The following is a 20,610-nucleotide window of genomic DNA, read 5'->3' as shown; positions in this document are numbered from 1 at the left end:
GAAACTGGACAGATGATGTCCGCTGCATTCATGATATTGAATAAAATCTTCTACCGATCAGGGGTGTTCTGGACAAGCTTGAAAAAGCAGTCGGCATAACTCTCGTTGGAAGTGAGGTGGATCGGCTTTTCATAATGGTTTTGGAGAAGACATTGAACTGCGGCCAGGTTTTCATGGCGAACCTCAATGCAGATGGCTTTGGGGCGGAAGCGCTTGAAATCCAAACCGCGCAATACGTCGACTTCTGAACCTTCAACATCAAGGCTGAGGAGATCGAAATCTGGCGGAGTTCCTGTCATCTCGAGCACTGAGGTCAATGTTTTGATGCCCGCTGTGACCAGTTGCTCGCTTGTCGGTAAACCCTGCACTGCAAGCCCCTCCGCTGCACGTTGCCGCTCTTTTTCATCATCCCCCAACACTCCGCATGCCATGGTCATCAGACCGGCGTGTCTCAATTGCAGGTTATGACCTTCCGACTCTGGAGGTCCCAACGCACAAGATACCACGAGTGATTCTGGACGCCTTTGCCGGCATATTGCTGCGAGTTGTGGAAGGGGTTCAATCAGAACACCGCGCCAGCCCTTCATTCGTGCGAAGTAGTAGCTGTTGCTCTGCTGAAAACCATCATAAGCACCTGCCTCTACGAACCAGCCGTCACGTTGCGGTAGCAGCCGCTCGAGCGCGGTGTCGAGCCCGTTCAAAGAGGGGCGTGACAGGCAAGAAATGCCCAGGAATTCAAAAGCAGGCCTCAGCAGGTTCAGCAGGCGATCCCGTCTGGATGAAATGGGTTTGTAGGGAAGGCTGTTCATTTTCAACATTCTTGCTCCAAGGAACCATAGACAGCTGTCGGCCATTTTCCTCCCGAGTGGGGCAAAATACTGTGAGCGCGCATGAAAAGTGAAGTGCACCAGGTGTAGTCGTTTACTGGCCCAAAGCCATGAAAGTCGATCTCCACCAAGCCTTGGGCACGCAGCCAGGCGCAAACGTGTGGATGCCAGTCGGCATTGTCCAGAAGGAGAAACCCTCCTGGCGCGAGAAAGGGCAGCGATGCCTTGGCACTGTCAAAGCGCATCAGACCGTCGATGATGATCACGTGATAGGTTTGCCCACTGCCCAATGGAGCCTGCGCGTAGGCAGGCGCCTCTACAGGACCAATGACGGTCAGGTTGGCTGGAGCACACCGTCTTAAAGTCGCGGCCCATTCGCCCTCCCCTTCGACGGTGGTGACGGATTCGGCTCTTTCCGCCCACCAAAGAGAGCTTTGTCCGCCGCCGTATTCGAGTACGCTGGACTGTGAGAAGTCCAACTGACTGAGGTAATCAAGCGCCGGATAAGTGATCCAAGGAATCGGGCGACCCTGCGCATCTACTGGTAATCCTGTCCTAATGCTTTGCCACTGAGCACGCCGGACCATCAGCGTTTGCAGCACTCGCATCGCTTTGCCTGCTGGGGGGAGGAGACGATGAATCGCGCGTTCAAGAAGAGTCATGGCCGCTTTATCAATCCTTGCTTGCGACCAGACAGGCAAGCTCGTATTTGGGCCTGATGCGGGCTCCTCCTCTCATTGCAAATGTGCAGCACATGGTTTGGATCCTTGTTCCCGTCCATAACCGGCGTGTTATCACGAAGCGTTGTCTGGCACATCTGGAGACGCTTGGTATTCGTGCCTGGGCCAGTGTGCTGGTCATTGATGATGGAAGCATGGATGGAACTCCCGAAATGCTCGGAGAGGACTTTCCATGGGTTCACACCGTGAATGCTGACGGCAGCCTCTGGTGGGCCGGTGCCATCCGGCTCGGCATGCAGACGGCTCTTTCCGCTGGGGCTGAGTGCGTATGCTGGTTGAATGACGACAGCCTTCCGGAGCACGGCAGCTTGGAGCGACTGGTGCAGCTGGCAGTAGAGAGAAAGGCTGTTTGCGGCGGGGTCTGCAGGACTCCTGATGGAGGCTTTGTTTATTCCGGGGGGATCATGGAGAAGCGCTGGCCAAGATCCGCGGCTACTTCCCCAAATTCGACAGAACCTCCAATGCCCGTGGAATGGCTGCATGGAAATATGGTGGCCATTCCTGCATCGGTCTGTGCTCAAATTGGGCTCCCCGAGGGGCGCTGGATCAAACATAACTTTGCAGATGTCGATTTCACACTTCGAGCTCATCATGCTGGTATTCCTGTTCTTCTGGTCCCTTCGGCCGTAGGTGTGGCCGATCGCAATGATACGGCGACTTATTGGTCTTGGGCTGACGCTCGTCTTTCATGGATGGACATTGTACTAGGCTTTCTAAGTCCGAAAGTCTGGTGGTATGCACCAGGCCTGGTGCGCTTCAAAATAGTCCACTTCGGATTGCTGGGCGCGGTAGATTGCGGCTGGCTTTTTTTCAAGGCCGCGGCAATCATTATTTATAAGTGTCTGCCCAGCCAGTGGATGACATTCAGCAGCCGAAAGATCAAAAATTAGACTTCTTTGATGTCCGACGAATCCAAAACCAGTCAGCATCCCCTCGCGGGTTACCAATGGGTGGTCTTTGGGCCTGACTGGGGGCGTCATCCTTCGGTCAGTCAGCACCTCTTCAGTGAGTTTTTGGGATTCAGTCCGGTGCTTTGGGTGGAAACGGTTGGGCTGCGCGTGCCGCAGTTGAACAGGCGTGACCTCTGGCGTTCGGTTCAGAAAATCGTCGATTTCGTGTCTGGAAGGCGTCGTCGTTTTGCCGCAAGCCCTCATGGGCTGACGGTCATCTGCCCACCAACTCTACCGTTCACGAGCATTAAGTTCGTCAGACATCTCAATGCCTGGTTGGTGCGCCGAAGTGTGGCAAAAGCCACACGACAACTTCATTTTCAAAAGCACATGCTCGTAGTCACCACGCCGTCACAGATGGATTTTATCGGCAGGCTGGGAGAGACGCTGAGCATTTACTACTGCGCGGACCAGTATGCCATCTGGCCGGGAATGAATCAGCAGCACATTTTGCAGATGGAGCGCACTCTGATGGAGCGTGTGAATGCCATCGTGGCTGTCTCGGACCTTCTGGCTTCTCAACTGAAACGATCCGGCAAGCCCGTTTACACCTTGAACCAGGGGGTGAATCCGGTCCATTTTTCTCGTTCTCAGCCACTGCAATCCACCGGACATTTTGAGATTGTGTATTTTGGAATGATTGATGAGAGGGTTGATCTCGACCTCATTGTGGCAATCGCCCGCCAATTACCCAAGGCAGCCATCCGGCTCATCGGTCAAGCCACGATCCCTCTCCACAAACTCTCGGGTGTGGCGAATATTCATGTTGAGCCTGCCATGCCCTATGAAGATCTGCCGGAGAGCTTGAACACCACCAATTTGTTCATCATTCCTTTTGTTCTGACTGAACTCGCGCGCAGCTGCAGTCCTCTCAAAATCAAAGAGTATCTGGCATGTGGACGTCCTGTGATCTCTACAGCACTTCCGGAGGCTGAAGGGCTCTCTCAATTTGTCCATGTCGCCAAGGACCGAAACGCATTCGTCAAAGCTGTGGCCGCAGCCTCTGAAGGCCAACTCTCATTCGACATACAGGAAACTCAGCGCTTTATCGAGTCTGAAACCTGGCGGGCCAAGGCTGTGGAGTTTGGTCAGTTCGTGAGTGGGCTCCAAGTGTAAATTTCACCAGCAGATCCCCTCATACTGCCATGAAAGGGTCGATAATTCCCTCCAGCCATGAACATCGATCACGACTTGGTCCGGGCGCGCCAATTTCTCCAGCGTTTCAAAGGGGACGCATTTCTGGGAAACGACAATCACATCACTGGATTGCAGCACCTCTTTGGGGTCTTGCTTTAATAGCTGCGCGAGGTGCGGCATGCGGGCCTGGATTTGCTGCTCGTTGGCACCGATGAGGCGGGAAAGATTGATGTGCGGATCGTAGATGCTTAGTTTGTGGCCGCGTCCGAGCAACGTCTCCGCTGCGGCAACCATGGGGCTGCCGCGCAGGTCGTCCGTGTTCGCCTTGAAAGCTAGTCCAAGGAAGCCGATGCGGCGCTTCGACTTGCCTTCAATCAGGCTCACGAAGAGTTCCTGATGAGCGGCATTGGTGGCTGCAGTATTTTCAAGAAGGGGCAGGCTGAGGTTTTCCTGGCGAGAAAAGGATTTGAGCGCGGAGACGTCCTTTGGCAGGCAGGAGCCGCCGAACGGATTGCCAGGCTTCATGTAATAGCGGGAAATGTTCAGCCTTGTGTCGGCACAAAGCACATCCATGACTCGGGTGCCGTCTTCGCCAAGATGCTTGCAAAGGCGACCGATCTCATTGGCAAAACCCACCTTCAGGGCATGGAAGTAGTTGCAGGAGTATTTGATCATCTCGGCTCCCTCCCAGCGCAGAAGTTCGGGGTTTCCTCCGAGCAGTTCGGAGATTTCAATGGGTACAGGGGATTTGCCGTCCTCATTGCCGATGACCGCGAGCGATGGCTCGTCAAAGTCGCGAACTGCCGTGCCTTCACGCAGGAACTCGGGACAGTAGAAAATTTGCAGACGGCCGCCAGGGATCAGATCCGCCAGCACTTCAGCGACCAACCTGCGAGTGCTGCCCGGCAGCATGGTGCTGCGGAAGATAATGACGTGATCTTTTTGCACTGAGGACAAGGTATGGGCGATCTGCTTCGCGACGGACAGCACAAATTTCAGATCCAGGCTGCCGGAAGGCATGGAAGGCGTGCCCACACAGATGATGCTGGCATCTGACTGCGCGACGGCCTCCGCTGCGTCCAGAGTGGCGGTGATCTTGCCGCTTTCGCTGCCAGACTTAAGCAGCGCGTCCAATCCTGGCTCGACTATAGGAGAGATGCCCTGATTAAAGGCCGCCACTTTCGCCGGATGAAGGTCGACGCCGATGATGCGGTGTCCTTTTTGTGCGAGGCAGGCGGCGGTGACTGCTCCTACGTAACCGAGGCCAAAAACGGAGATATTCATGAAGGTGGTCGAGACGAAATGGGAATGTGCTGTCTGCTTATGGAATGCGGAGGCGTTTTGCAAATGCGAACTGATGGAAGGTTCAGAGATGCTTGTAGACGAGAAGCTTTCCTTTCGCGTTTGGGCCACGGGTGATGGGTTGATCGAAGTCGAGCACCCAGAGGCCGGGCGCGTTGTCGAGCGCACGTCGGAGCTGGCGTTCGTGTTCTTGCCGCAGGTCTTCTTCGCCTGACATATCGATAAAGACACGATTGATGTGAAGCTTGTCGAGACGAGTCAGCAGTTCTGCATCATCATGGCAAGCGAGCGTGTAGCCTCGGCCCATCCAGTCACTTGTGGAGAGTTCTTTGCTCCCGCGATATACGTGCAGAAGTGAAGGGGAGCGCTGAGGGCAGTGGAAGGCGGCGGCGGCGATGATGGCGCCTTCTCCGCGTGGATCGCCGGCCACGAGCCAATAGGCGGGTGGTGTGCCGATTTGAGGCAGTCCGGACGTTTCGACAGCCTGGGAGAAGCCCGAGACGCGCTTTTCAGGCCAGTGCGTGGTAAAGGCGAATGCGGCCAGCAGGATGGCGTAAAATGCCGGCCAGCGGACTTTGCCGAGCCTCGAGCAGATCCAGTTAACCGCAGTGACGGAGGCGATGAGCAGCACCGGCAGCACGGGCAGGAGGTAGCGGGTGCTTAAACCTGCCGGGACAAACAGAATGATGGTGGTGGTGCCGGCTAGAAGGCCGATGCTGGAGGCGAGCAGGGCGGAGGAATGAGGCGAACGGACGATGAAACGCAGACTTAAGCCGAGGCCGACGATGATGCAGCCGAGGAGCCACCAGCCAAAGACTTGAGGCATGGAGGTGCCATAAAAGAGTGCTGCCTCATGCAAATACGTCTGCATTGGCTGATGAATCATGCCCTCCGAGGTGATGTGCGAGGTAAGCAGCATCCAAGGTCCGGCGAGGAGAACCACAGGAAGTGCAGAGAGCCACCACGATGGCTGTTTGATGAGACGCAATTGCCCGGTGAGGAGTGTCGCCACAGGCGGCACAAGGCAGAGTGCGAGAGCGGAGCCTTTCGTGAGGATCGCCATGGCTGCGAGGAGCCCAAAGCCGAGCGCTCGGCGCTTGGTGGGCCGCTGCAGGTAGTCCGTCCATGCGGCGATGGCGAGCAGGCACAGCACACCGAGCAGGAGATCGGACATTACGAATTCGGCCTGCTTGAGCGTGAAGGGCAGAACCGCCGAAAGCAAACCCGCCGCTATTGCGGCGGGCAGCGGAAGGATCCGCGATGAGAGGCGATAGATCAATGTGCCAAACACAGCGGCCAGGACGGATTGGAGTGCGAAGAGGCTTTGAATCGACACGAAGGGCAGCAGCCAGAAGCCGGCGAGCAGATAGTAGCCTGGTGGATAATGCCCGAGTGCAACCTTTGGGAAGCTCTCGTAGTAGTTCTTGGCGAACACCATCGGTGACTGCCGCCAGCCGCCGCCAACGTAGTCGCGCACCATGAGGCTGGTGACGGCATGTGCGGCCTCATCCGGGTCACCACCGAGGTCTGAGGTCCACGCCCCGTGCATGGATTGAAAGCTGAGATGAAACGCCAGCAGCGTGATGAACAAGAACCAGGTAGTCTGGCGGCGGCAACGAGCCTGCCTCGGGGGTGGGGACTGACTGGCGGGAGAGGAATTCATGCCAGAGGTTTTTGTGCCAGCACAAGGTACTGCCCGCCAAGCGGTAGTTTGCAGAGCCAAGGTTCGAGTCCGCGAAGTGCTGCAAGGGGACCGGGGAAGACAAAGCACGAGTCGGTTTCCAAGATTTGGAAACCTGCGGCATGCAAAAGCTTGCGTGCTTGGAAAGGGAAGAGCATCTGGGCGTCTTTATCAAATGGCACGCGACTCATGACAAAGTGCACCGCCGGGTTCCAGCGGTTGTTTTCCCAGAAGGCAAACAGGCCGCCGGGCTTCAGAGCCCGCCAGACCAGCCGGGCGGCTTCCAGGCGCTGCTCTAAGGGGATGTGGTGAAAGACGCCATTGCAGAAAGCGAGGTCAAAGGTTCCTTTCGCGACAGCCGTCTCATCAGCGGTGAACTGGGCTGCTGTCCAAGGGGTTTGCTGGCGGGCTTGTAAAATGGAATCCGCCGAAGGGTCAAACCCCAGGTAATGAGCTACTCCCAGCCCATTGCGCAGGAACTCGGCCGAAGTGCCCGTGCCACAGCCAAAGTCCAGACATGATTCCGGTCGGCAGTCATGCCGCGTCAGTCTGGAGCGCAACCATTGCACCCGTCCCGCTGCATAATACTCTTTTGACTCGCCGGTCAACGCAAGGCCTTGGTTCAGAGCCGCATCGTAGTTAGCGGCGTAGGCGTCAAATTCGGCTGGAGTGGGGGTGTCGGACATGAGGCAAATTGCATCTAGGTTCACACGGGGGGGCTGGCAACTGATTCGATATGAAGCCGCAATTTTGACACAAAAATGTCAACGGGTTGACCTAGAGGGGGCGTGGTGCGAAAATTCATGCCATTGTGTAGACCGCACAATTCTCGGACATTCTTTTTATGCACCTTATCCTCGCAATTAGTCAATACTCCTTTTCTGGGGCTGCAACGAAACCGACACCGCATACTGGAACGCCCACGTCAAGGCGACACCAGAGCAGTGCACATTCCGGCATGGCTCCTGATTTTCTTCCACAGCGCTCATGAGTGCTGCCACACTCCGCGTCCTTCATGTGCTGGACTCCCTGGCTCCCGGTGGGCTCGAAAACGGTGTGGTGAATGTCGCCCGCCGGTTGCATGGCGAAGGATTCGACGTCCACGCCGCCTGCCTGCGGTTTCGCGGTGACTTCGCCGTTCGCATGCCCGAGCCGGACAAAGTCGTGGTCATGGGGAAGACCAGCGGTTTCTCGATGAAGGCCGTACGTGGGCTTCGATTACACATGAAATCGACCGGCGCTCACCTTTTGCACAGTCATAACCTAGGCACGCTGATCTACGCCGCACTGGCTACCTTGGGCGGACGCACACTACCCATTGTCCATGGCGAGCATGGGCAGGTGCAGCGTCAGGACTTAACGGCCAAGCGTCGTTGGCAGCGGCGGATTTTGTTTTCTGTCTGCCGTCATGTGCATGTTGTTTCCAGCAGCGTCCGGGACAATCTGCAAAGTCTGGGGCTGGATCCAGCACGCCGGATCATTGTGACACCGAACGGCGTGGACAGTGATCGATTTTCACCCGCTGAAGCACGCAGGGCTCTTGGCTTCGGCCCCGATGATCAGATCATCGGCATCGTGGGCCGCCTCGTGGCGCTGAAACGGCATCAGATGCTGTTTGATGCCTTCACGCAACTCGCGAAGGAATTTCCGCGTCTGCAGCTGCTGGTGGTTGGAGATGGCGGCGCAGAGAGGGAGCAGATCATCGCAGCGATGCAGCAGCACCCTCTGGCGTCACGCATTCGCTGGGCCGGACATCAGGATGATCTGCCGCCGTACTACCGTGTGATGGACCTCCTGGCCGCGCCGTCGGAGATCGAAGGCCTTTCAAATGCCGTGCTGGAGGCCATGGCGACAGCCGTCCCCGTCCTTGCCCACGCAGCTTGTGGCAATGCCGAGGTCATTGAGGACGGTCAAAACGGCTACCTCTCCCATCTCAACACTGCGGCAGATCTGGCTGCGGCGCTGCGAGCCGCGCTGTCCGCCCCTGCGGAGTTGTGCCGGCGCGGCGCTGCCGCTCGTAACACCGTTCTGCAACGCTACTCCATGGCGGCAATGGCGGAGAGCTATCGCCAGCTCTATCGTTCAGCGGTGAACGGCTCCAAGCTCTGATCGCCTCAGCCGGTGGTGGTCAGCAGTTGGTCCATCGTTTGGCGGACCATGGCTGTAGGTAATCCGTGGTTAGGCCATTGAGCGGCGATGGCCTGGGCGTTAGCTGTGACCACTGGGTGGCTCTTGAGCCACTTCGTGACGTTTTGTTCGAGGGCAAGCTTGAATTCGATGGCGACTTGGGCACGTCGCCGCTCAGGGAGATGGGGTATGACGCGTTGTTCGAATGCGGTGACTTGATCGTGCAATGCAGAGAGCAGGGCTTCGTCGTGTACGCTGACGGGCAGGAACTCCCGGCGGCTGCCAGGCAAGCGTGCAACATAGGAGGAGGGTGCATGCGCGAACTCGGCGAGGGTATGCTCGGCCTGAGTTCGCAGGTCGCCATCGCACTTGGTGACGGCAATGATGTCAGCGTACTCGATCAGCCCACGCTTGACCGCTTGCAGGCCATCGCCGCCGCCAGGATCCACAAGCAGGAGTACGAGATCAGCAATATCAGCGACATGCCGTTCGTTTTGGCCGATGCCGACAGTTTCGATGAGGATGAAATCATAGCCCGCCGCTTCGCACAGCCGCACGGCGGCGCTTGTGGAGGCGCCAATGCCGCCGAGTAGATCCGCCGAGGGCGATGGGCGGACATACGCGGCAGGATGATGGCTGAGTCCGTCCATGCGGGTCTTGTCCCCCAGCAGGCTGCCACCGTTGACAGGGCTGGAGGGATCAATCGCGAGCACCGACACGCGTCGCCCCTGCTGGCAGAGGCGGAGGCCAAATGCCTCGATGAAGGTGCTCTTCCCTGCGCCCGGCGCACCGGTGACCCCGAGCCGGAACGACGGTGCAGCGGGTGGCCCCAGGAGATTGAACAAAACAGCGGCGGCATCTTGGTCAGCCTCCCGAGTGCTTTCGACCAGCGTGATGGAGCGTGCCAGGGAGGTGCGATCACCCCTGCGAATGCCTTCGGCCAGGGCCTGTGGAGACGGGGTGGGGTTCATGATTTTGCCAGGCTGTCGAGCACGCTGTTGGCACAGTCTGGCAGACGCGAGCCAGGTCCGAAGATGGCGGCCACGCCGCTGGCAAGAAGGGATGGCTGATCCGCATCTGGGATGATGCCGCCGACGACCACGCAGACATGCCCGGCATCATTGCGTTGGAGTTGAGCCAGGAGTTCAGGCACCAGCGTGGTGTGGGCTCCGGCCAGGGTGCTGATGCCGATGACGTGGACGTCGTTATCGAGCGCCTGGCGGCACACCTCTTCCGGCGTGCGGAACATCGGCGCGAGGTCCACGTCGAAACCAAAATCTGCGAATGCTCCGGCAACCACTTTGGCTCCGCGATCATGACCATCCTGACCCATCTTCGCGACGAGGATGCGCGGCCTGCGCCCCTGCTGTGAGGCAAAGGCTGCCACGCGTTCGCGCACGGCAATGATTTCCGCATCGTCATTCATGTCCGCACCATACGCACCGGAGACCACTTGCACCACCGCGGTATGGCGGGTGAAGGCCCGCTCCAGCGCGTCGGAGATTTCGCCCAGAGTGGCGCGTACGCGGGCGGCATCGATGGTGAACTGCAGCAGATTGCCTGCACCACTGTTCGCGGCGTCTTCAAGCGTGGCCAGGGCGGCGGCGACACGCAGGGGATCGCGTCTGCTGCGCACCTCCTTGAGTCTGGCGATCTGGGCTTCGCGAACGCTCTGATTGTCGATGCTTCTGATCTCAATGGGGGCGTCGCTGTCGCGTTGAAAGCAGTTCACACCGACGATGCGGTCTGCCCCTGCATCAATGCGACCCTGACGTGCTGCGGCAGCGTGTTCGATGTGCCGTTGCGGGATGCCTTTGGAAATCGCCTCGACCATGCCGCCGGCGTTGTCGATTTCGCGAATCAATTCCAGCGCCTCCGTCGCGAGTGCATCGGTGCGCTCTTCCACTTCCAGCGAGCCACCCCATGGATCGACGACGGCACAGGCGTCCGTCTCATGTTGAAGGATCAGCTGAGTGTGGCGGGCGATCCGGGCTGCTCCGTCCGAGGGCAGGGCGACTGCTTCGTCGAGCGAATTGGTGTGCAGCGACTGCGTGTGCCCGTGAATGGCAGAGAGAGCTTCCAACGTCGTACGGATGACGTTGTTCATGGGGTCATGGCGAGTGAGGCTCCAGCCGCTGGTCTGACAATGGCAGCGCAGGGCGAGTGCCTTTGGCGAGCGGACGCCGAGATCCCAGAGCATCCGCGCCCAAAGGCCGCGTGCGGCGCGGAGCTTGGCGATCTCAGTCAGGTAATCCATGCCTTGCGCCCAAAAAAAGGACATGCGCGCGGCGAGTGTGTTCACATCCACGCCGGCTGCACGTCCTGCCTTGACATAGGCGATGCCGTTGGCAAGCGTGTAGGCCAGTTCCTGTGCGGCAGTTGCTCCGGCCTCATGCATGTGGTAGCCGGAGACGGAAATGGAATTAAACTTGGGCGCATGAGCGGACAGCCAGGCCATGATCTCCGCGACAATGCGCAGAGATGGCGCCGGCGGGTAGATGTAGGTGTTGCGCACCATGTATTCCTTGAGGATGTCATTCTGGATGGTGCCGCTCAGTGCGGAAGCTGGCACTCCCTGCTCCTCCGCAGCCACAATGAAAAAGGCCAGCACGGGCAGGACAGCTCCGTTCATGGTCATGGACACCGAGGTGCGGCCAAGTGGGATGCCATCAAACAGGCGCTGCATGTCCTCGACGGTGTCAATGGCCACGCCTGCTTTGCCGACATCGCCGGTGACACGCGGATGGTCAGAGTCGTAACCGCGATGGGTGGCGAGATCAAAAGCCACGGAGAGCCCGGTCTGGCCTCCGGCAAGGGCATTGCGAAAAAAGGCATTTGTCTCCTCCGCCGTGGAGAAACCGGCATACTGGCGCAGAGTCCACGGCGTCTTCAAATACATGCTGGCATAAGGCCCGCGCACAAAGGGCGGGAAACCAGGAACGCCCCTGTCTGCGTGCTTTGCACCCGTTGGCGGCAGCATCAGTTCCTCGAAGGTGAGGTTGAAAAGCGGTGGGATCGGATTCATCACTGGAAGTGGGTGACACCGACGATGATCCCTGGCGGGCAGGCGGCTGACTGCGCCAAGTCTTCGCCTGCTTCAATTTGTTGCAACTGGCCCCAGGCCGTGCGGGCTAGATCAGCTGTCAAGGTTTCGATCAGATAGCTGCCAGCAGTGGGATCGGCAACTGCACCTAACGCAGCCTCCTCGCGAATGATGTGGCCGACAGCCAGCGCCCGCCAGTGGGCATATTCATCGCCCGCAATCGGACTGATCTCCAGTTCGTCAGCCAGGCCTAAGATGCCCGCGACAGCCTCCACGGTCATGCGCACCAGGGCGTTGGCGGCATCTGCAGCATGATCTCCCTGCAAGCAGATCTGCACGCGGATCAACGGCTCTGGCCGGGTGCAGTGGCGGGCCAAGGCGGTGCTCAGCAGGCGAAAGGCACGGAGCTTGGCGATCGTGCGGAAGAGGGACGTGCCGGATGTCAGCACGACTCGTGCCGGCAGTGATGCATCAGGATTCTCTCGCCAGACTTGAACGAGTGCGGCGAGGGTGGTGGCGATCGCCTCCTTCTCGCCCACCGTTTGGCTGACGGGAATGGTGGCGGCAACCGGTGCGAGTCCATCCACGCCGACGAGTTGCCACGACCTCACTCCATCGCGCAAGGGGCGTGGTGCGGGTGCGTCTGCCGCCTGATAGAGCGGGCGAGGGTTTTCGCGGCCGGCTAGCTCGGGTCCCACTGCTGCAATCCATTCCTGCCAGGTGGCTGGAGGCCAAGAGTCCGCATGTGGAGAGAATGGATTCATGGCCTGCTACCGCTGCTTCCATGCTTTCAGGCGTTCGAGCATGGGGGTGTCTCCCCAAGTCATGCCGGTGACAAGCTTGCGCACGGTAGAGACCATCATCTTGCGATCATCCGAGCAGCGCCACATGACATAGTTCAGCCAGAGTCGGATGGGTTCCTGCGGGGTCGCGGGATCTTGCACCGCAACGGAGACTTGCAGGCGCAGGCGGTCGGTTTGGCTGGCGTTGCTGAGGTAGGCGGTCTGACGCTTGATCACGGTGCGCTGGTCCACGATGGCGGGTTCAAACGGTACCGGCAGGTGTTGCTCAAGCACCTGACGCTCAACGATGTCGAGGATCTGCGGATAGTTGGCAAAGTAGAGCAGGCCGGCACCATTGAGATCGCGATCGGGCACGATGTCATAGTGCACTTCCACGGGCTGGGGTGTGAGCAGGAGCCAGCCTGTGGGTGGAGTTTCGAATGCGTTGTTTTGATCGGCCTCGCGGCACAAGTCGGCGGAGTCTGGCGGGATTGCCATGTCCGGGATCAAGTCCATGCCGGGCTGGCAGGGCTTGGACCTTTTTAACCATTGTGCGCCTTGAAGCATCTTCACAAAAATGTTTGAGGTTCGGAAGTGAGGGGCACCACACTGCGAAGGGTCTTGGGGGGGGGCCGTGATTGGACCACGCAGCAGCCAGTGGTTGCCATCGAGCACACTGCCGCCGCTGGATTTGAGCGACGAAACGATATGGATCTGATCATTCTCGCCAAAAGCAGCCATTGGTGTGGCTTCGCTGAAGTTCACTTCAACATAATAGAAGGTGGCATAGAGGCGTTCGCCAGTGTCATCAGTGAGCAAACGGCTCGGCATGCCTGAGAACATGCTGATGTGCTGCCAGCGAAGGTCGCCGATTAGCTTGAGCAGCGGCGTTTCCCCCAGGTTGTTACGGCCAGTCAGGGGCATGCCGATTTCTGTGGGGTAGTGCAGGAAGCCTTGATCATCGAGCCACATGCTCTGCCGTGTCATTGGTGCTGCTGTCGCGGTTGGTGGAACTGCGACAGCAGGCAAGGGGGCAGCCACGGGCTTTTGCGGCAGACGCTTTTCGAGGAAGATGGAGGCTTTCTTGAGGGTGGCGAAGTGGTCCGAATCCGAGCCCTTCAGTGTGATGCCGAACTCCTTTTCGACGCGGTGAATGTAGTCGAGGAACTGCAGCGAATCCGCCCCGAGGTCGTCCATGACATGGGCGCCAGATTTGATGCGTGCTTCAGGGATTTTGACGACCTGGGCGAATAGTTGACGGAGTTTTTCTTCAATCATGTGGAGAGGGACTCAAAGCACATTCTGGCTACCTTTGCCAATGATTCGGCAGTGCGGCGGAGAGTGCACGGGTAAAGATCTCTTTGCCGAGGTTGTTCAAATGATCCTCATCTGCGAAATGATCAGCGGTCAGGCCGGGAATGGGATTGAGATCCAGGACACCAACCTGCTCCCGAGCCAATGTGGCCACCACACTAGGGTGCATGACATAGGGGCGCGGCATCGGTGCGACGACGACTGTCAGCCGAATGCCTCGTTGCTTCAGCCCCTGCACCAGGTGCTTGAGATGCGTGGTCGGGGCTTCGGACTGGGTGTCCGGCTTGGCCACGAGGGCGCCCTTCATGGCGGCACGATTGAGGATGAACCAGTTCTCTTGGTAGTAGGGTAGCAGCACGTTGAAAAGGCGCGGGCTCACCCGGTTGCGAAGAGTCATGAGGGTGAAAGACTTCCCCAGCATGAATTCAATCAGGCTGTCCGCAGAGGGGGCGTCATGACGCAGATAATACGGCACGTCCGACCATGACACATAATAGGCGCCAAGCTGCGCCTGATTCGTGGGTGCATCCAGCAGATGCACGCGGCCTGTGACGATGACCACGTCTTCAGGCAGCTGGCCTGGCTCAATAAAGTAACGATCCAGCAGGTAGTCCCAGATGGTGGCGTGCGACGAGTCTGGGTAGGCCGTGTAAACGCTAAGTTGCGGGTCTGCACCATGCTGCTTCGCCTCCGCGGTGAAGAGGGTGGGATCCAATCCCGCCTGAGTGATGGAGTTACCGATAAAAAGCACGCGCTGTGGCGGCGCCGCAGCCAGAGTCTTGGCCGTGCGACTTATCTCACGGATGTTTTCGATGTCATGCGAGAGGTGGTGCCCTGATACACAGAACATAACCTCCAGCGCTGCCAGCAGAGCCAGCAGGCTGATGACCACACGCGCCTCTGGGAGTTTAAAAACGGAAGTAAACGAACTCATTGGAACTCGGGGGAGGGAAGAAGAGCAGCAGCAGCAAAATGAATGCATAGCCCGCCGTGCGCCAGCCCCAGGGGACATTGGTGAGCGCCAGCAGATCATGGCGTTTCTCGGCCCAGATTTCATAGGCCATCAGGGGTACAGTGAAGAAGGCCAGGTAGGCATAGCCGAAGGAGGCGAAGTGAGTCCAATGCCAGCTTCGTCCGATGCTGCCCAACAGCTCACCAACCTGCCCGATGCTGCCGCAGCGGAACAGCACAAAGCTCAAGCAGACCAGGTGGAAGCAGCCTAGGACCTTGGCTGCGAGTTTCAAACCAGTGGAGTGCGGGGTGGCCGTAATGCCACAAATCCTGCGCCAAACGGCCTCCGCGCACAGCCAGAGCCCGTGGAAAGCCCCCCAGGCGACAAACGTCCATGACGCGCCGTGCCACAATCCCCCGAGCAGCATGGTGATGAGCAGATTTCGGCAGGTATAGAGCAGACTGCCCTTGCTGAAACTCAGCGGCATGAAGATGTAATCGCGCAAGGCCGAGGAGAGGCTCACATGCCAGCGCCGCCAGAAGTCACTTGGGTTCTCCGCGAGGTATGGATGCTTGAAGTTGGTCATGAGGTCGATGCCCAGCCACTTGGCCACACCTTGGGCGATGGAGCTGTAACCGGAGAAATCCCCATAAATTTGAAACGCGAGAGCATACGTTCCGAGCATGAACTCTGGGAATGAAACCTCCGCAGCAGGCCGGTTGTAAACGTGGTTGGCGATCACGGCCAGGTTGTCAGCAATTACCACCTTTTTGAAGAGCCCTGTGAGAACATGATACAAGCCTTCGCGGAAGGTCTCCTCATTCATGGGCGCGCGCGCTTCCTCAAACTGAGGCTGCAAGCGGTCCTGCCGTTCGATCGGTCCGGCAACGAGCTTCGGAAAGAAAGCCACGTAGAGCGCGAAGCACTCCAAATTGGTCGTAGCCTCGGATTTTTGCCGGTACACATCCGCCAGATAGGAGACTAGCTGGAAGGTGAAGAACGAGATGCCTACGGGCAGCGCGATGCTGACCACCCAGCCGGTCGGACTCTGACCGGCAAGCTTGAGGAGGGCATCAAGGCTCTCCACAAACCAACCGCAATATTTGAAAAAAAACAAGCTGCCCAAATTCCACAGCAGGCCGAGCGAGAGCCATGCGCGCCTTGCGCCTGGTGTGGCTCCTGCCTTGTCAATACGCAGAGCTACACCGTAGGTAAGCAGCGTGGCTGCTGCCAGCAGTCCGAGAAACCTCCAGTCCCAGCATGCATAGAACACATAGCTCACGAACAGCAGCCACAGGTTCTGCGCCCGCTGTCCGAGCCGCCAGTAGACGAGGGCGACAAACCCGAAAAAGATCCAGAATAGATAGCTATTGAACAACACAGCAGCGACAATGATGGGTGTAACAGCTCATTGCGTATCGCAATCTGCCGCGCTGCGCAACTGTGGCCGTGAAGTTTATCGGGACTCGCGCTCTTTCAGCGGCCGAGCATGTGGATGCGGATGCGATAGTTGGTGAATGAACGGAACCCTCTGGCGGCGCTTTTGATGGACTGGATGCGGCTGTTTAGGCCTTCGATAGTTGCATTGGTGATGTGGTGTTTGATGTAGTTGAAGATCTCGCGCCAATGGGCGTCGAAGAGTAGCGCCACCTTTTTGAGTGGCTCAAGCCTGCTGCGCTTCACCGCCCTGCGCCAGGCTTCGTAGAAGCGCTCGGCGGCAGTTGGCAGTGATCCGAACGCAGTGCATATGGCCATCCGCGACAATGCCGGACTCTATTTGCGCGACGGCGACGCCCGCCTGTGCATCTGAGCAATGTTGCGTGAGCCATGTCACGCACGAACCCTGCGGCGACGACGCATGCCAAGAGCAGCAGTCAGCGAACCAGTGAGAAGCCGTCCCTTTTCATGCGATACAAGAGTGCCGCCCGCGAAGAAAAAGTGCCCGTGCTCAAGCGTCGCGGCAGTGCGAATGAGCGCTGCACCTCGTAGCTCCCGTGGGGCACCGTGATGGCTGTCACGAGAGAGTAGTCAAAGTCCATGCCGTACTGCGTGGTGGAGTGGAAGCACATCACGAAGAACGCCGCCACACCGCGTCGGGCTCTTCGAATGGTGATGGAGCTTTTCCTTCATGTCACGGCAATGCAGAGGAGGCTTTCTTTTCAAATCTTGCGCGCAATCCCGCAGGCAGCATCCGTAACACACCGGCGCGTTCGTCACGAGTCATCACGAGTACGGTGCCGATGACGAACCAGGTGCAGGACACAAGTCCGATGACAGTGAGCACGATGTAATCCGGCCGTGCCCAGCGCAGCAGCAATGCGCATGGCGCGAGCACGAGCACCGCGCGGAGCAGAGGCCAGACGAGGAGGCTGGCCCAAATTTGCGCGAAGCTGATGCCGGCCACACGACTGGCAAGCCAGGGCCAGATGAAGGCGCACACGAGGCTTTGCTCGAAGCACGTCGCCCATGCTGCGCCAGGCGCTCCCATCCGGGCGACGAGGTGCCAGCTCAGTGCGAGATTGATCGTCCCGGCGATCCAGTCGATCACCGCCAGGCGCTTGTGCCGCGCCATGGCGAGAAGCAGCACCATGCTCGGTGTCTGGGAGATGTAGAGCGCTTTGGGCAGCACAGCAGGCAGCATCACGGCCCACGCGGCCTCTGCCTGCAAAGGCACCCAGCGCTGGAGAAAGGTCAGCCCGAAGAGCCACATCATCCCAGTACCGAGCACCGCGACCGTCGCACAGGCACGTGATGCTATGCGGAACTGACGCATCAGTCCTTCCTTGTCCCCGCTGCCAACGTAGTGGCTGAACAAACTGAGCAACTGACCGCCCGCAACGATGTGCGCGAGATCGACGAACAAAACTGGGAAGCGATTTCCGAGCGCGTAACCCGTCACTGCAGCATCACCCGCCTGCATGGCGACGATGATCGGATCCATCGTATTGCGCAGGCTTTGTCCGGCCATCATCACATAGGCGACGAAGGAATACTTCAAAATCTCCACCGCCTTCGACTTCTCGAAGTCGCGATAGGAAAACAGCAGCGGCGGCTCGATGCGATGCGCGAAGAACATCATGATCCCGCACTCCATAATGCCACAAGCCGCGTGGATGCAGGCAATGCCCATGAGACCCCAGCCCTTGTTCAGGCTCCACCAGATCAGGCAGCTCGAAAGCATGACTTTGAAGATGGAAGCCTGAGCAATGCGGTCGTAGCGGAGCTGGCCTTTGAGGTAACCTTGGAAAATTTGGCATGCCGTCTGCACCGCGAGGAAGGAGCCAAACGCCAGCACTATGCCGCGCGCCGTCTGTGGCGATCCCATGGTCGGGAACCATCCTGGTGCGAGCCACGCGACGACAAGCGTGATGCCGAACGAAATGACGGCCACAGTGCCAAAGGTCGTGGCGCCTGTTCCGGCCAGGACACGCAGTTGCTCCGCATCCTTGCTGCCGAGGGCACGCGCGAAGAAACGCGGAAATGAAATGCTCAGGCCGAGATCGAGCCAGCCGTATTGTGCAAACACGGCCATCAGCACGCACCACACGCCGTAGGGGCCGTCGCCGAGCCCAGCGACGAGCATGGGTGTCAAAATAAACGCGCTGGCGATCTTCACCACCTGGTCGATCAGGCTCAAACCCGCTCCTGTGGCGATGCGTCGCGCGAAATTCATTGCAGGTGATCGATGCGCACCAGCCCGCGACTCGCTGCAGTGAGATGTTTTTTCCGCACGAGTCGCATCTTTACGTACTCAGGAACAAACTTGCCGACAAACCTGCGAATGTGAGCAGCGAGGCTTTTCTTTGTTGCAGTCTGCTCGGCGGTCACAGTCTCATCACCCGCCTGCCAGCGCGCTGCGTAATCGCTCTGTTTCGGCCATGCGCTATACGGCGCGACGTCGGCAATCTTTTTCGCCCACACCAGAAGCAGCATCTCGTTTGGAGAGTCGAGAAGCGTGCGCACACCCGACTCCGCCGGATCGATTACGCGATGGATTTTGCCATCGCGATTTGAGAACTCCACGAGGAAAATGCGCACAATCTCGAAGCCATTCTCTGGTGAGAAAACTCGGAAATACAACTCCGGGCTGAACTGGTAAAAGCCATGCCCAAGCCACTGGTTTGCCGGCGATGAGCACATGAAGTGCCCGCCGGTTTTCACCAGCGACATGCAGTTCGCAATGGCGTTGGGGAAATGGAACACATGCTCCAGCGTGCCGCCGTCATAGACCAAATCGTAACCTTCGCGCGTTTGATCGCGTGGCAGCGGTTCATTCAGATCATGGACGACCGAGCAGCCCTGATACGCCGAGTGATCGAGGGACTCCACACGCTCCGCTCCGAGCCGCTTAAAGAACGCCTCCGCATAAGGTTCGCGTTTTTGATCCAGACCCGACACATCCGCGCCATATGTCACGCTGAGCTTTCGCAGCCAGTCCTCCGTGAGCATGGAATCTAGCCGCCCGAGGGTGAGCACCGACTTCATCGGCATCCCCTTCTGACGTGCAAACGCCACCAGCGCCGCTCCTTTGAAATCCAGTGCCATTGTTGCTGAAAGCTCGCTTGCTAAACGCTGGGGTGATTGATTTCAACATCCTTTTTCCACTGTTTGATTCCCGTCCTCTCACCATGAGAAATGAATGCCTGTTGACCGCCTCTTCCGCTGCGATCAAAACTTTTCATCAGTCCCATGGTATTCCGATCCCATTTTCGAACGCTCGGGGACAGAAATGCCGCTGTCGGGTTTGCATTCACCAACGCACCATCACCGCGCCCCACGACAAACCGACCCCGAAACCAACCAGCATGACTTGCATGCCGCTGCGGAGCTGTCCCTTCTTGAGTGCCTCATGCAGGGCGATGGGGATAGTTGCCGATACGGTGTTTCCACAGTCCTGGATGCATAACGCGAATTTTTCCACCGGGATGCTCATCTTTTGCCGCAGATGTTCGAGCATGTAGGCGTTGGCTTGATGAAAAACGAAGAGGTCAACGTCAGCCTGGGTGATTCCGGCACGCTGGCAGAGCTGCTCGACGCATGCAGGAACCGTCTCCAAGGTGAAGTTGAACACGGCGGGGCCGTTCATGCTTAGGTTCTGCGGCCCAGGTTTGTCGCCGGCTGTGGTACCGGCAGCAGGCTTTCTCTGGCCGCCTGCTTGCACTATGAGGTGCTCGGCGCCTCGGCCATCCGTGCCATAGACGAACGGGCCTATCGGCGGTTCACCCAAAGTTTCATCGGCACTCACCAATGTGGCTGCCGCTGCATCACCGAACAGCGTGACCACGCTCCTATCAGCGGGATGGATGTGCTTGCTGTAGGTTTCCGCCATGATGAGCAGCACGTTCCTTGCCTGTCCCGTTTCAATCATGCCTTTGGCGATGCCGAGTCCATAGATAAATCCCGAGCAGCCCAGATTGAAATCGAAGGCAGCCACGGTCGTGGGCAGTCCGAGCCGTGTTTGCAAAAGACAGGCCGTGGTAGGCAGGATATAGTCCGGTGACTGCGTGCAGAGCACCAGGGCATCAATGTCATTGCGGCTGCACGCGCCGGAGTCGAACAGCCGGTTAGCCGCTTTCTCCGCGAGATCGGAAGCGCATTCATCTGAAGAGGCGATGTGGCGTGTCGCAATCCCAGTCTTGGCAAAGATTCGATCAGCAGTCAACTCGGGGAATGTTTGTTCGATAGCGTGATTGGTGAGCGTGCGCCCGGGCAGGTAATATTCGATGGCGCGGATGCGTGCGTGGCTCATCATGAC

Annotated in this window: 19 protein-coding genes; 4 read left to right on the top strand and 15 right to left on the bottom strand. The window is 58.4% G+C overall.

The features are described 5' to 3' along the window. Positions 1-50: 50 nt before the first annotated feature. Both AC3RLQ_RS15575 and AC3RLQ_RS15570 read right to left on the bottom strand, forming a co-directional pair. Entirely contained in the window at positions 51-809 is a 759-nt protein-coding gene (locus AC3RLQ_RS15575; protein ID WP_493038617.1) for an FkbM family methyltransferase, read from the bottom strand. Between the two features lie 2 nt (positions 810-811). After that, positions 812-1,489: an O-methyltransferase gene (locus tag AC3RLQ_RS15570; protein ID WP_493038615.1), complete on the bottom strand. Its 678-nt coding sequence runs from the start codon at positions 1,487-1,489 to the stop codon at positions 812-814. 92 nt (positions 1,490-1,581) lie between these two features. On the opposite strand from AC3RLQ_RS15570, the gene AC3RLQ_RS15565 reads away from it, so the two are divergent. After that, entirely contained in the window at positions 1,582-2,457 is an 876-nt protein-coding gene (locus AC3RLQ_RS15565; protein WP_493038613.1) for a glycosyltransferase family 2 protein, read from the top strand. Positions 2,458-2,466: 9 nt separating this feature from the next. Then, a complete protein-coding gene (locus tag AC3RLQ_RS15560) occupies positions 2,467-3,633 on the top strand; it encodes a glycosyltransferase (protein WP_493038611.1) in 1,167 nt (388 codons plus the stop codon). A 3-nt stretch (positions 3,634-3,636) separates the two neighbouring features. Here the strand turns inward: AC3RLQ_RS15560 and AC3RLQ_RS15555 are convergent, their stop codons facing one another. The 3 genes from AC3RLQ_RS15555 to AC3RLQ_RS15545 form a co-directional block, all read right to left on the bottom strand. Then, on the bottom strand, positions 3,637-4,938 hold the full coding sequence (locus AC3RLQ_RS15555; protein WP_493038609.1) for a nucleotide sugar dehydrogenase: 1,302 nt from the start codon (positions 4,936-4,938) through the stop codon (positions 3,637-3,639). A gap of 82 nt (positions 4,939-5,020) precedes the next feature. Further along, a complete protein-coding gene (locus tag AC3RLQ_RS15550) occupies positions 5,021-6,619 on the bottom strand; it encodes an ArnT family glycosyltransferase (protein ID WP_493038607.1) in 1,599 nt (532 codons plus the stop codon). Next, positions 6,616-7,323: a class I SAM-dependent methyltransferase gene (locus AC3RLQ_RS15545; protein ID WP_493038605.1), complete on the bottom strand. Its 708-nt coding sequence runs from the start codon at positions 7,321-7,323 to the stop codon at positions 6,616-6,618. The genes AC3RLQ_RS15550 and AC3RLQ_RS15545 overlap by 4 nt, the downstream gene beginning before the upstream one ends. A gap of 301 nt (positions 7,324-7,624) precedes the next feature. Here AC3RLQ_RS15545 and AC3RLQ_RS15540 point away from each other — a divergent pair, with 301 nt between their 5' ends. After that, entirely contained in the window at positions 7,625-8,746 is a 1,122-nt protein-coding gene (locus tag AC3RLQ_RS15540) for a glycosyltransferase (protein ID WP_493038603.1), read from the top strand. Positions 8,747-8,751: 5 nt separating this feature from the next. Here the strand turns inward: AC3RLQ_RS15540 and AC3RLQ_RS15535 are convergent, their stop codons facing one another. The 7 genes from AC3RLQ_RS15535 to AC3RLQ_RS15505 all read right to left on the bottom strand — a co-directional run bounded on the left by AC3RLQ_RS15535 (position 8,752) and on the right by AC3RLQ_RS15505 (position 16,610). Further along, complete coding sequence (locus AC3RLQ_RS15535; protein ID WP_493038601.1) at positions 8,752-9,735, bottom strand: ArgK/MeaB family GTPase; 984 nt, start codon at positions 9,733-9,735, stop codon at positions 8,752-8,754. After that, positions 9,732-11,744, bottom strand: coding sequence for a methylmalonyl-CoA mutase (scpA, locus tag AC3RLQ_RS15530; RefSeq protein WP_493038731.1), 2,013 nt, complete (start codon positions 11,742-11,744; stop codon positions 9,732-9,734). The genes AC3RLQ_RS15535 and scpA overlap by 4 nt, the downstream gene beginning before the upstream one ends. A gap of 44 nt (positions 11,745-11,788) precedes the next feature. Continuing rightward, the gene (locus AC3RLQ_RS15525; RefSeq protein WP_493038600.1) at positions 11,789-12,571 is read right to left on the bottom strand and encodes a methylmalonyl-CoA mutase family protein; all 783 of its coding nucleotides are present in this window, start codon (positions 12,569-12,571) and stop codon (positions 11,789-11,791) included. Between the two features lie 6 nt (positions 12,572-12,577). Then, positions 12,578-13,867: an LnmK family bifunctional acyltransferase/decarboxylase gene (locus tag AC3RLQ_RS15520; protein WP_493038599.1), complete on the bottom strand. Its 1,290-nt coding sequence runs from the start codon at positions 13,865-13,867 to the stop codon at positions 12,578-12,580. A 28-nt stretch (positions 13,868-13,895) separates the two neighbouring features. Further along, positions 13,896-14,837 (bottom strand): hypothetical protein, encoded by a 942-nt coding sequence (locus tag AC3RLQ_RS15515; protein ID WP_493038597.1) that lies wholly within the window; start codon positions 14,835-14,837, stop codon positions 13,896-13,898. Then, positions 14,812-16,236, bottom strand: coding sequence for an MBOAT family O-acyltransferase (locus tag AC3RLQ_RS15510; RefSeq protein ID WP_493038595.1), 1,425 nt, complete (start codon positions 16,234-16,236; stop codon positions 14,812-14,814). The genes AC3RLQ_RS15515 and AC3RLQ_RS15510 overlap by 26 nt, the downstream gene beginning before the upstream one ends. Before the next feature lie 95 nt (positions 16,237-16,331). Further along, positions 16,332-16,610 (bottom strand): transposase, encoded by a 279-nt coding sequence (locus AC3RLQ_RS15505; RefSeq protein WP_493038593.1) that lies wholly within the window; start codon positions 16,608-16,610, stop codon positions 16,332-16,334. A 72-nt stretch (positions 16,611-16,682) separates the two neighbouring features. On the opposite strand from AC3RLQ_RS15505, the gene AC3RLQ_RS15500 reads away from it, so the two are divergent. Continuing rightward, positions 16,683-16,844 carry a hypothetical protein gene (locus AC3RLQ_RS15500; protein WP_493038591.1) on the top strand — a complete coding sequence of 54 codons (162 nt, stop codon included), beginning with the start codon at positions 16,683-16,685 and terminating at the stop codon, positions 16,842-16,844. Between the two features lie 142 nt (positions 16,845-16,986). On the opposite strand, the gene AC3RLQ_RS15495 is transcribed toward AC3RLQ_RS15500, so the two are convergent. From AC3RLQ_RS15495 to AC3RLQ_RS15485, 3 genes are all read right to left on the bottom strand, one after another. Beyond that, the gene (locus tag AC3RLQ_RS15495; protein ID WP_493038589.1) at positions 16,987-18,528 is read right to left on the bottom strand and encodes a lipopolysaccharide biosynthesis protein; all 1,542 of its coding nucleotides are present in this window, start codon (positions 18,526-18,528) and stop codon (positions 16,987-16,989) included. Further along, positions 18,525-19,400 carry a class I SAM-dependent methyltransferase gene (locus tag AC3RLQ_RS15490; RefSeq protein WP_493038587.1) on the bottom strand — a complete coding sequence of 292 codons (876 nt, stop codon included), beginning with the start codon at positions 19,398-19,400 and terminating at the stop codon, positions 18,525-18,527. Before AC3RLQ_RS15490 ends, AC3RLQ_RS15495 begins: the two co-directional genes overlap by 4 nt. Before the next feature lie 205 nt (positions 19,401-19,605). Beyond that, positions 19,606-20,607, bottom strand: a complete 1,002-nt coding sequence (locus AC3RLQ_RS15485; RefSeq protein ID WP_493038585.1) for a 3-oxoacyl-ACP synthase III family protein — start codon at positions 20,605-20,607, stop codon at positions 19,606-19,608. Positions 20,608-20,610: the final 3 nt, after the last annotated feature.

The sequence above is a fragment of the Prosthecobacter sp. GW821-HT29F12 genome, assembly GCF_058803405.1.
The sequence above is the reverse complement of the archived record's forward strand: the minus strand, read 5'-3'. Positions and strand labels throughout refer to the sequence as shown.

What these genes read in the sequence shown, in the direction of transcription:
- AC3RLQ_RS15575 (WP_493038617.1), bottom strand. Translation starts at nt 809, where the DNA reads ATGAACAGCCTTCCCTACAAACCCATTTCATCCAGACGGGATCGCCTG.
- AC3RLQ_RS15570 (WP_493038615.1), bottom strand. Translation starts at nt 1,489, where the DNA reads ATGACTCTTCTTGAACGCGCGATTCATCGTCTCCTCCCCCCAGCAGGC.
- AC3RLQ_RS15565 (WP_493038613.1), top strand. Translation starts at nt 1,582, where the DNA reads ATGGTTTGGATCCTTGTTCCCGTCCATAACCGGCGTGTTATCACGAAG.
- AC3RLQ_RS15560 (WP_493038611.1), top strand. Translation starts at nt 2,467, where the DNA reads ATGTCCGACGAATCCAAAACCAGTCAGCATCCCCTCGCGGGTTACCAA.
- AC3RLQ_RS15555 (WP_493038609.1), bottom strand. Translation starts at nt 4,938, where the DNA reads ATGAATATCTCCGTTTTTGGCCTCGGTTACGTAGGAGCAGTCACCGCC.
- AC3RLQ_RS15550 (WP_493038607.1), bottom strand. Translation starts at nt 6,619, where the DNA reads ATGAATTCCTCTCCCGCCAGTCAGTCCCCACCCCCGAGGCAGGCTCGT.
- AC3RLQ_RS15545 (WP_493038605.1), bottom strand. Translation starts at nt 7,323, where the DNA reads ATGTCCGACACCCCCACTCCAGCCGAATTTGACGCCTACGCCGCTAAC.
- AC3RLQ_RS15540 (WP_493038603.1), top strand. Translation starts at nt 7,625, where the DNA reads ATGAGTGCTGCCACACTCCGCGTCCTTCATGTGCTGGACTCCCTGGCT.
- AC3RLQ_RS15535 (WP_493038601.1), bottom strand. Translation starts at nt 9,735, where the DNA reads ATGAACCCCACCCCGTCTCCACAGGCCCTGGCCGAAGGCATTCGCAGG.
- scpA (WP_493038731.1), bottom strand. Translation starts at nt 11,744, where the DNA reads ATGCTGCCGCCAACGGGTGCAAAGCACGCAGACAGGGGCGTTCCTGGT.
- AC3RLQ_RS15525 (WP_493038600.1), bottom strand. Translation starts at nt 12,571, where the DNA reads ATGAATCCATTCTCTCCACATGCGGACTCTTGGCCTCCAGCCACCTGG.
- AC3RLQ_RS15520 (WP_493038599.1), bottom strand. Translation starts at nt 13,867, where the DNA reads ATGATTGAAGAAAAACTCCGTCAACTATTCGCCCAGGTCGTCAAAATC.
- AC3RLQ_RS15515 (WP_493038597.1), bottom strand. Translation starts at nt 14,837, where the DNA reads ATGAGTTCGTTTACTTCCGTTTTTAAACTCCCAGAGGCGCGTGTGGTC.
- AC3RLQ_RS15505 (WP_493038593.1), bottom strand. Translation starts at nt 16,610, where the DNA reads ATGGCCATATGCACTGCGTTCGGATCACTGCCAACTGCCGCCGAGCGC.
- AC3RLQ_RS15500 (WP_493038591.1), top strand. Translation starts at nt 16,683, where the DNA reads ATGTCACGCACGAACCCTGCGGCGACGACGCATGCCAAGAGCAGCAGT.
- AC3RLQ_RS15495 (WP_493038589.1), bottom strand. Translation starts at nt 18,528, where the DNA reads ATGAATTTCGCGCGACGCATCGCCACAGGAGCGGGTTTGAGCCTGATC.
- AC3RLQ_RS15490 (WP_493038587.1), bottom strand. Translation starts at nt 19,400, where the DNA reads ATGGCACTGGATTTCAAAGGAGCGGCGCTGGTGGCGTTTGCACGTCAG.
- AC3RLQ_RS15485 (WP_493038585.1), bottom strand. Translation starts at nt 20,607, where the DNA reads ATGATGAGCCACGCACGCATCCGCGCCATCGAATATTACCTGCCCGGG.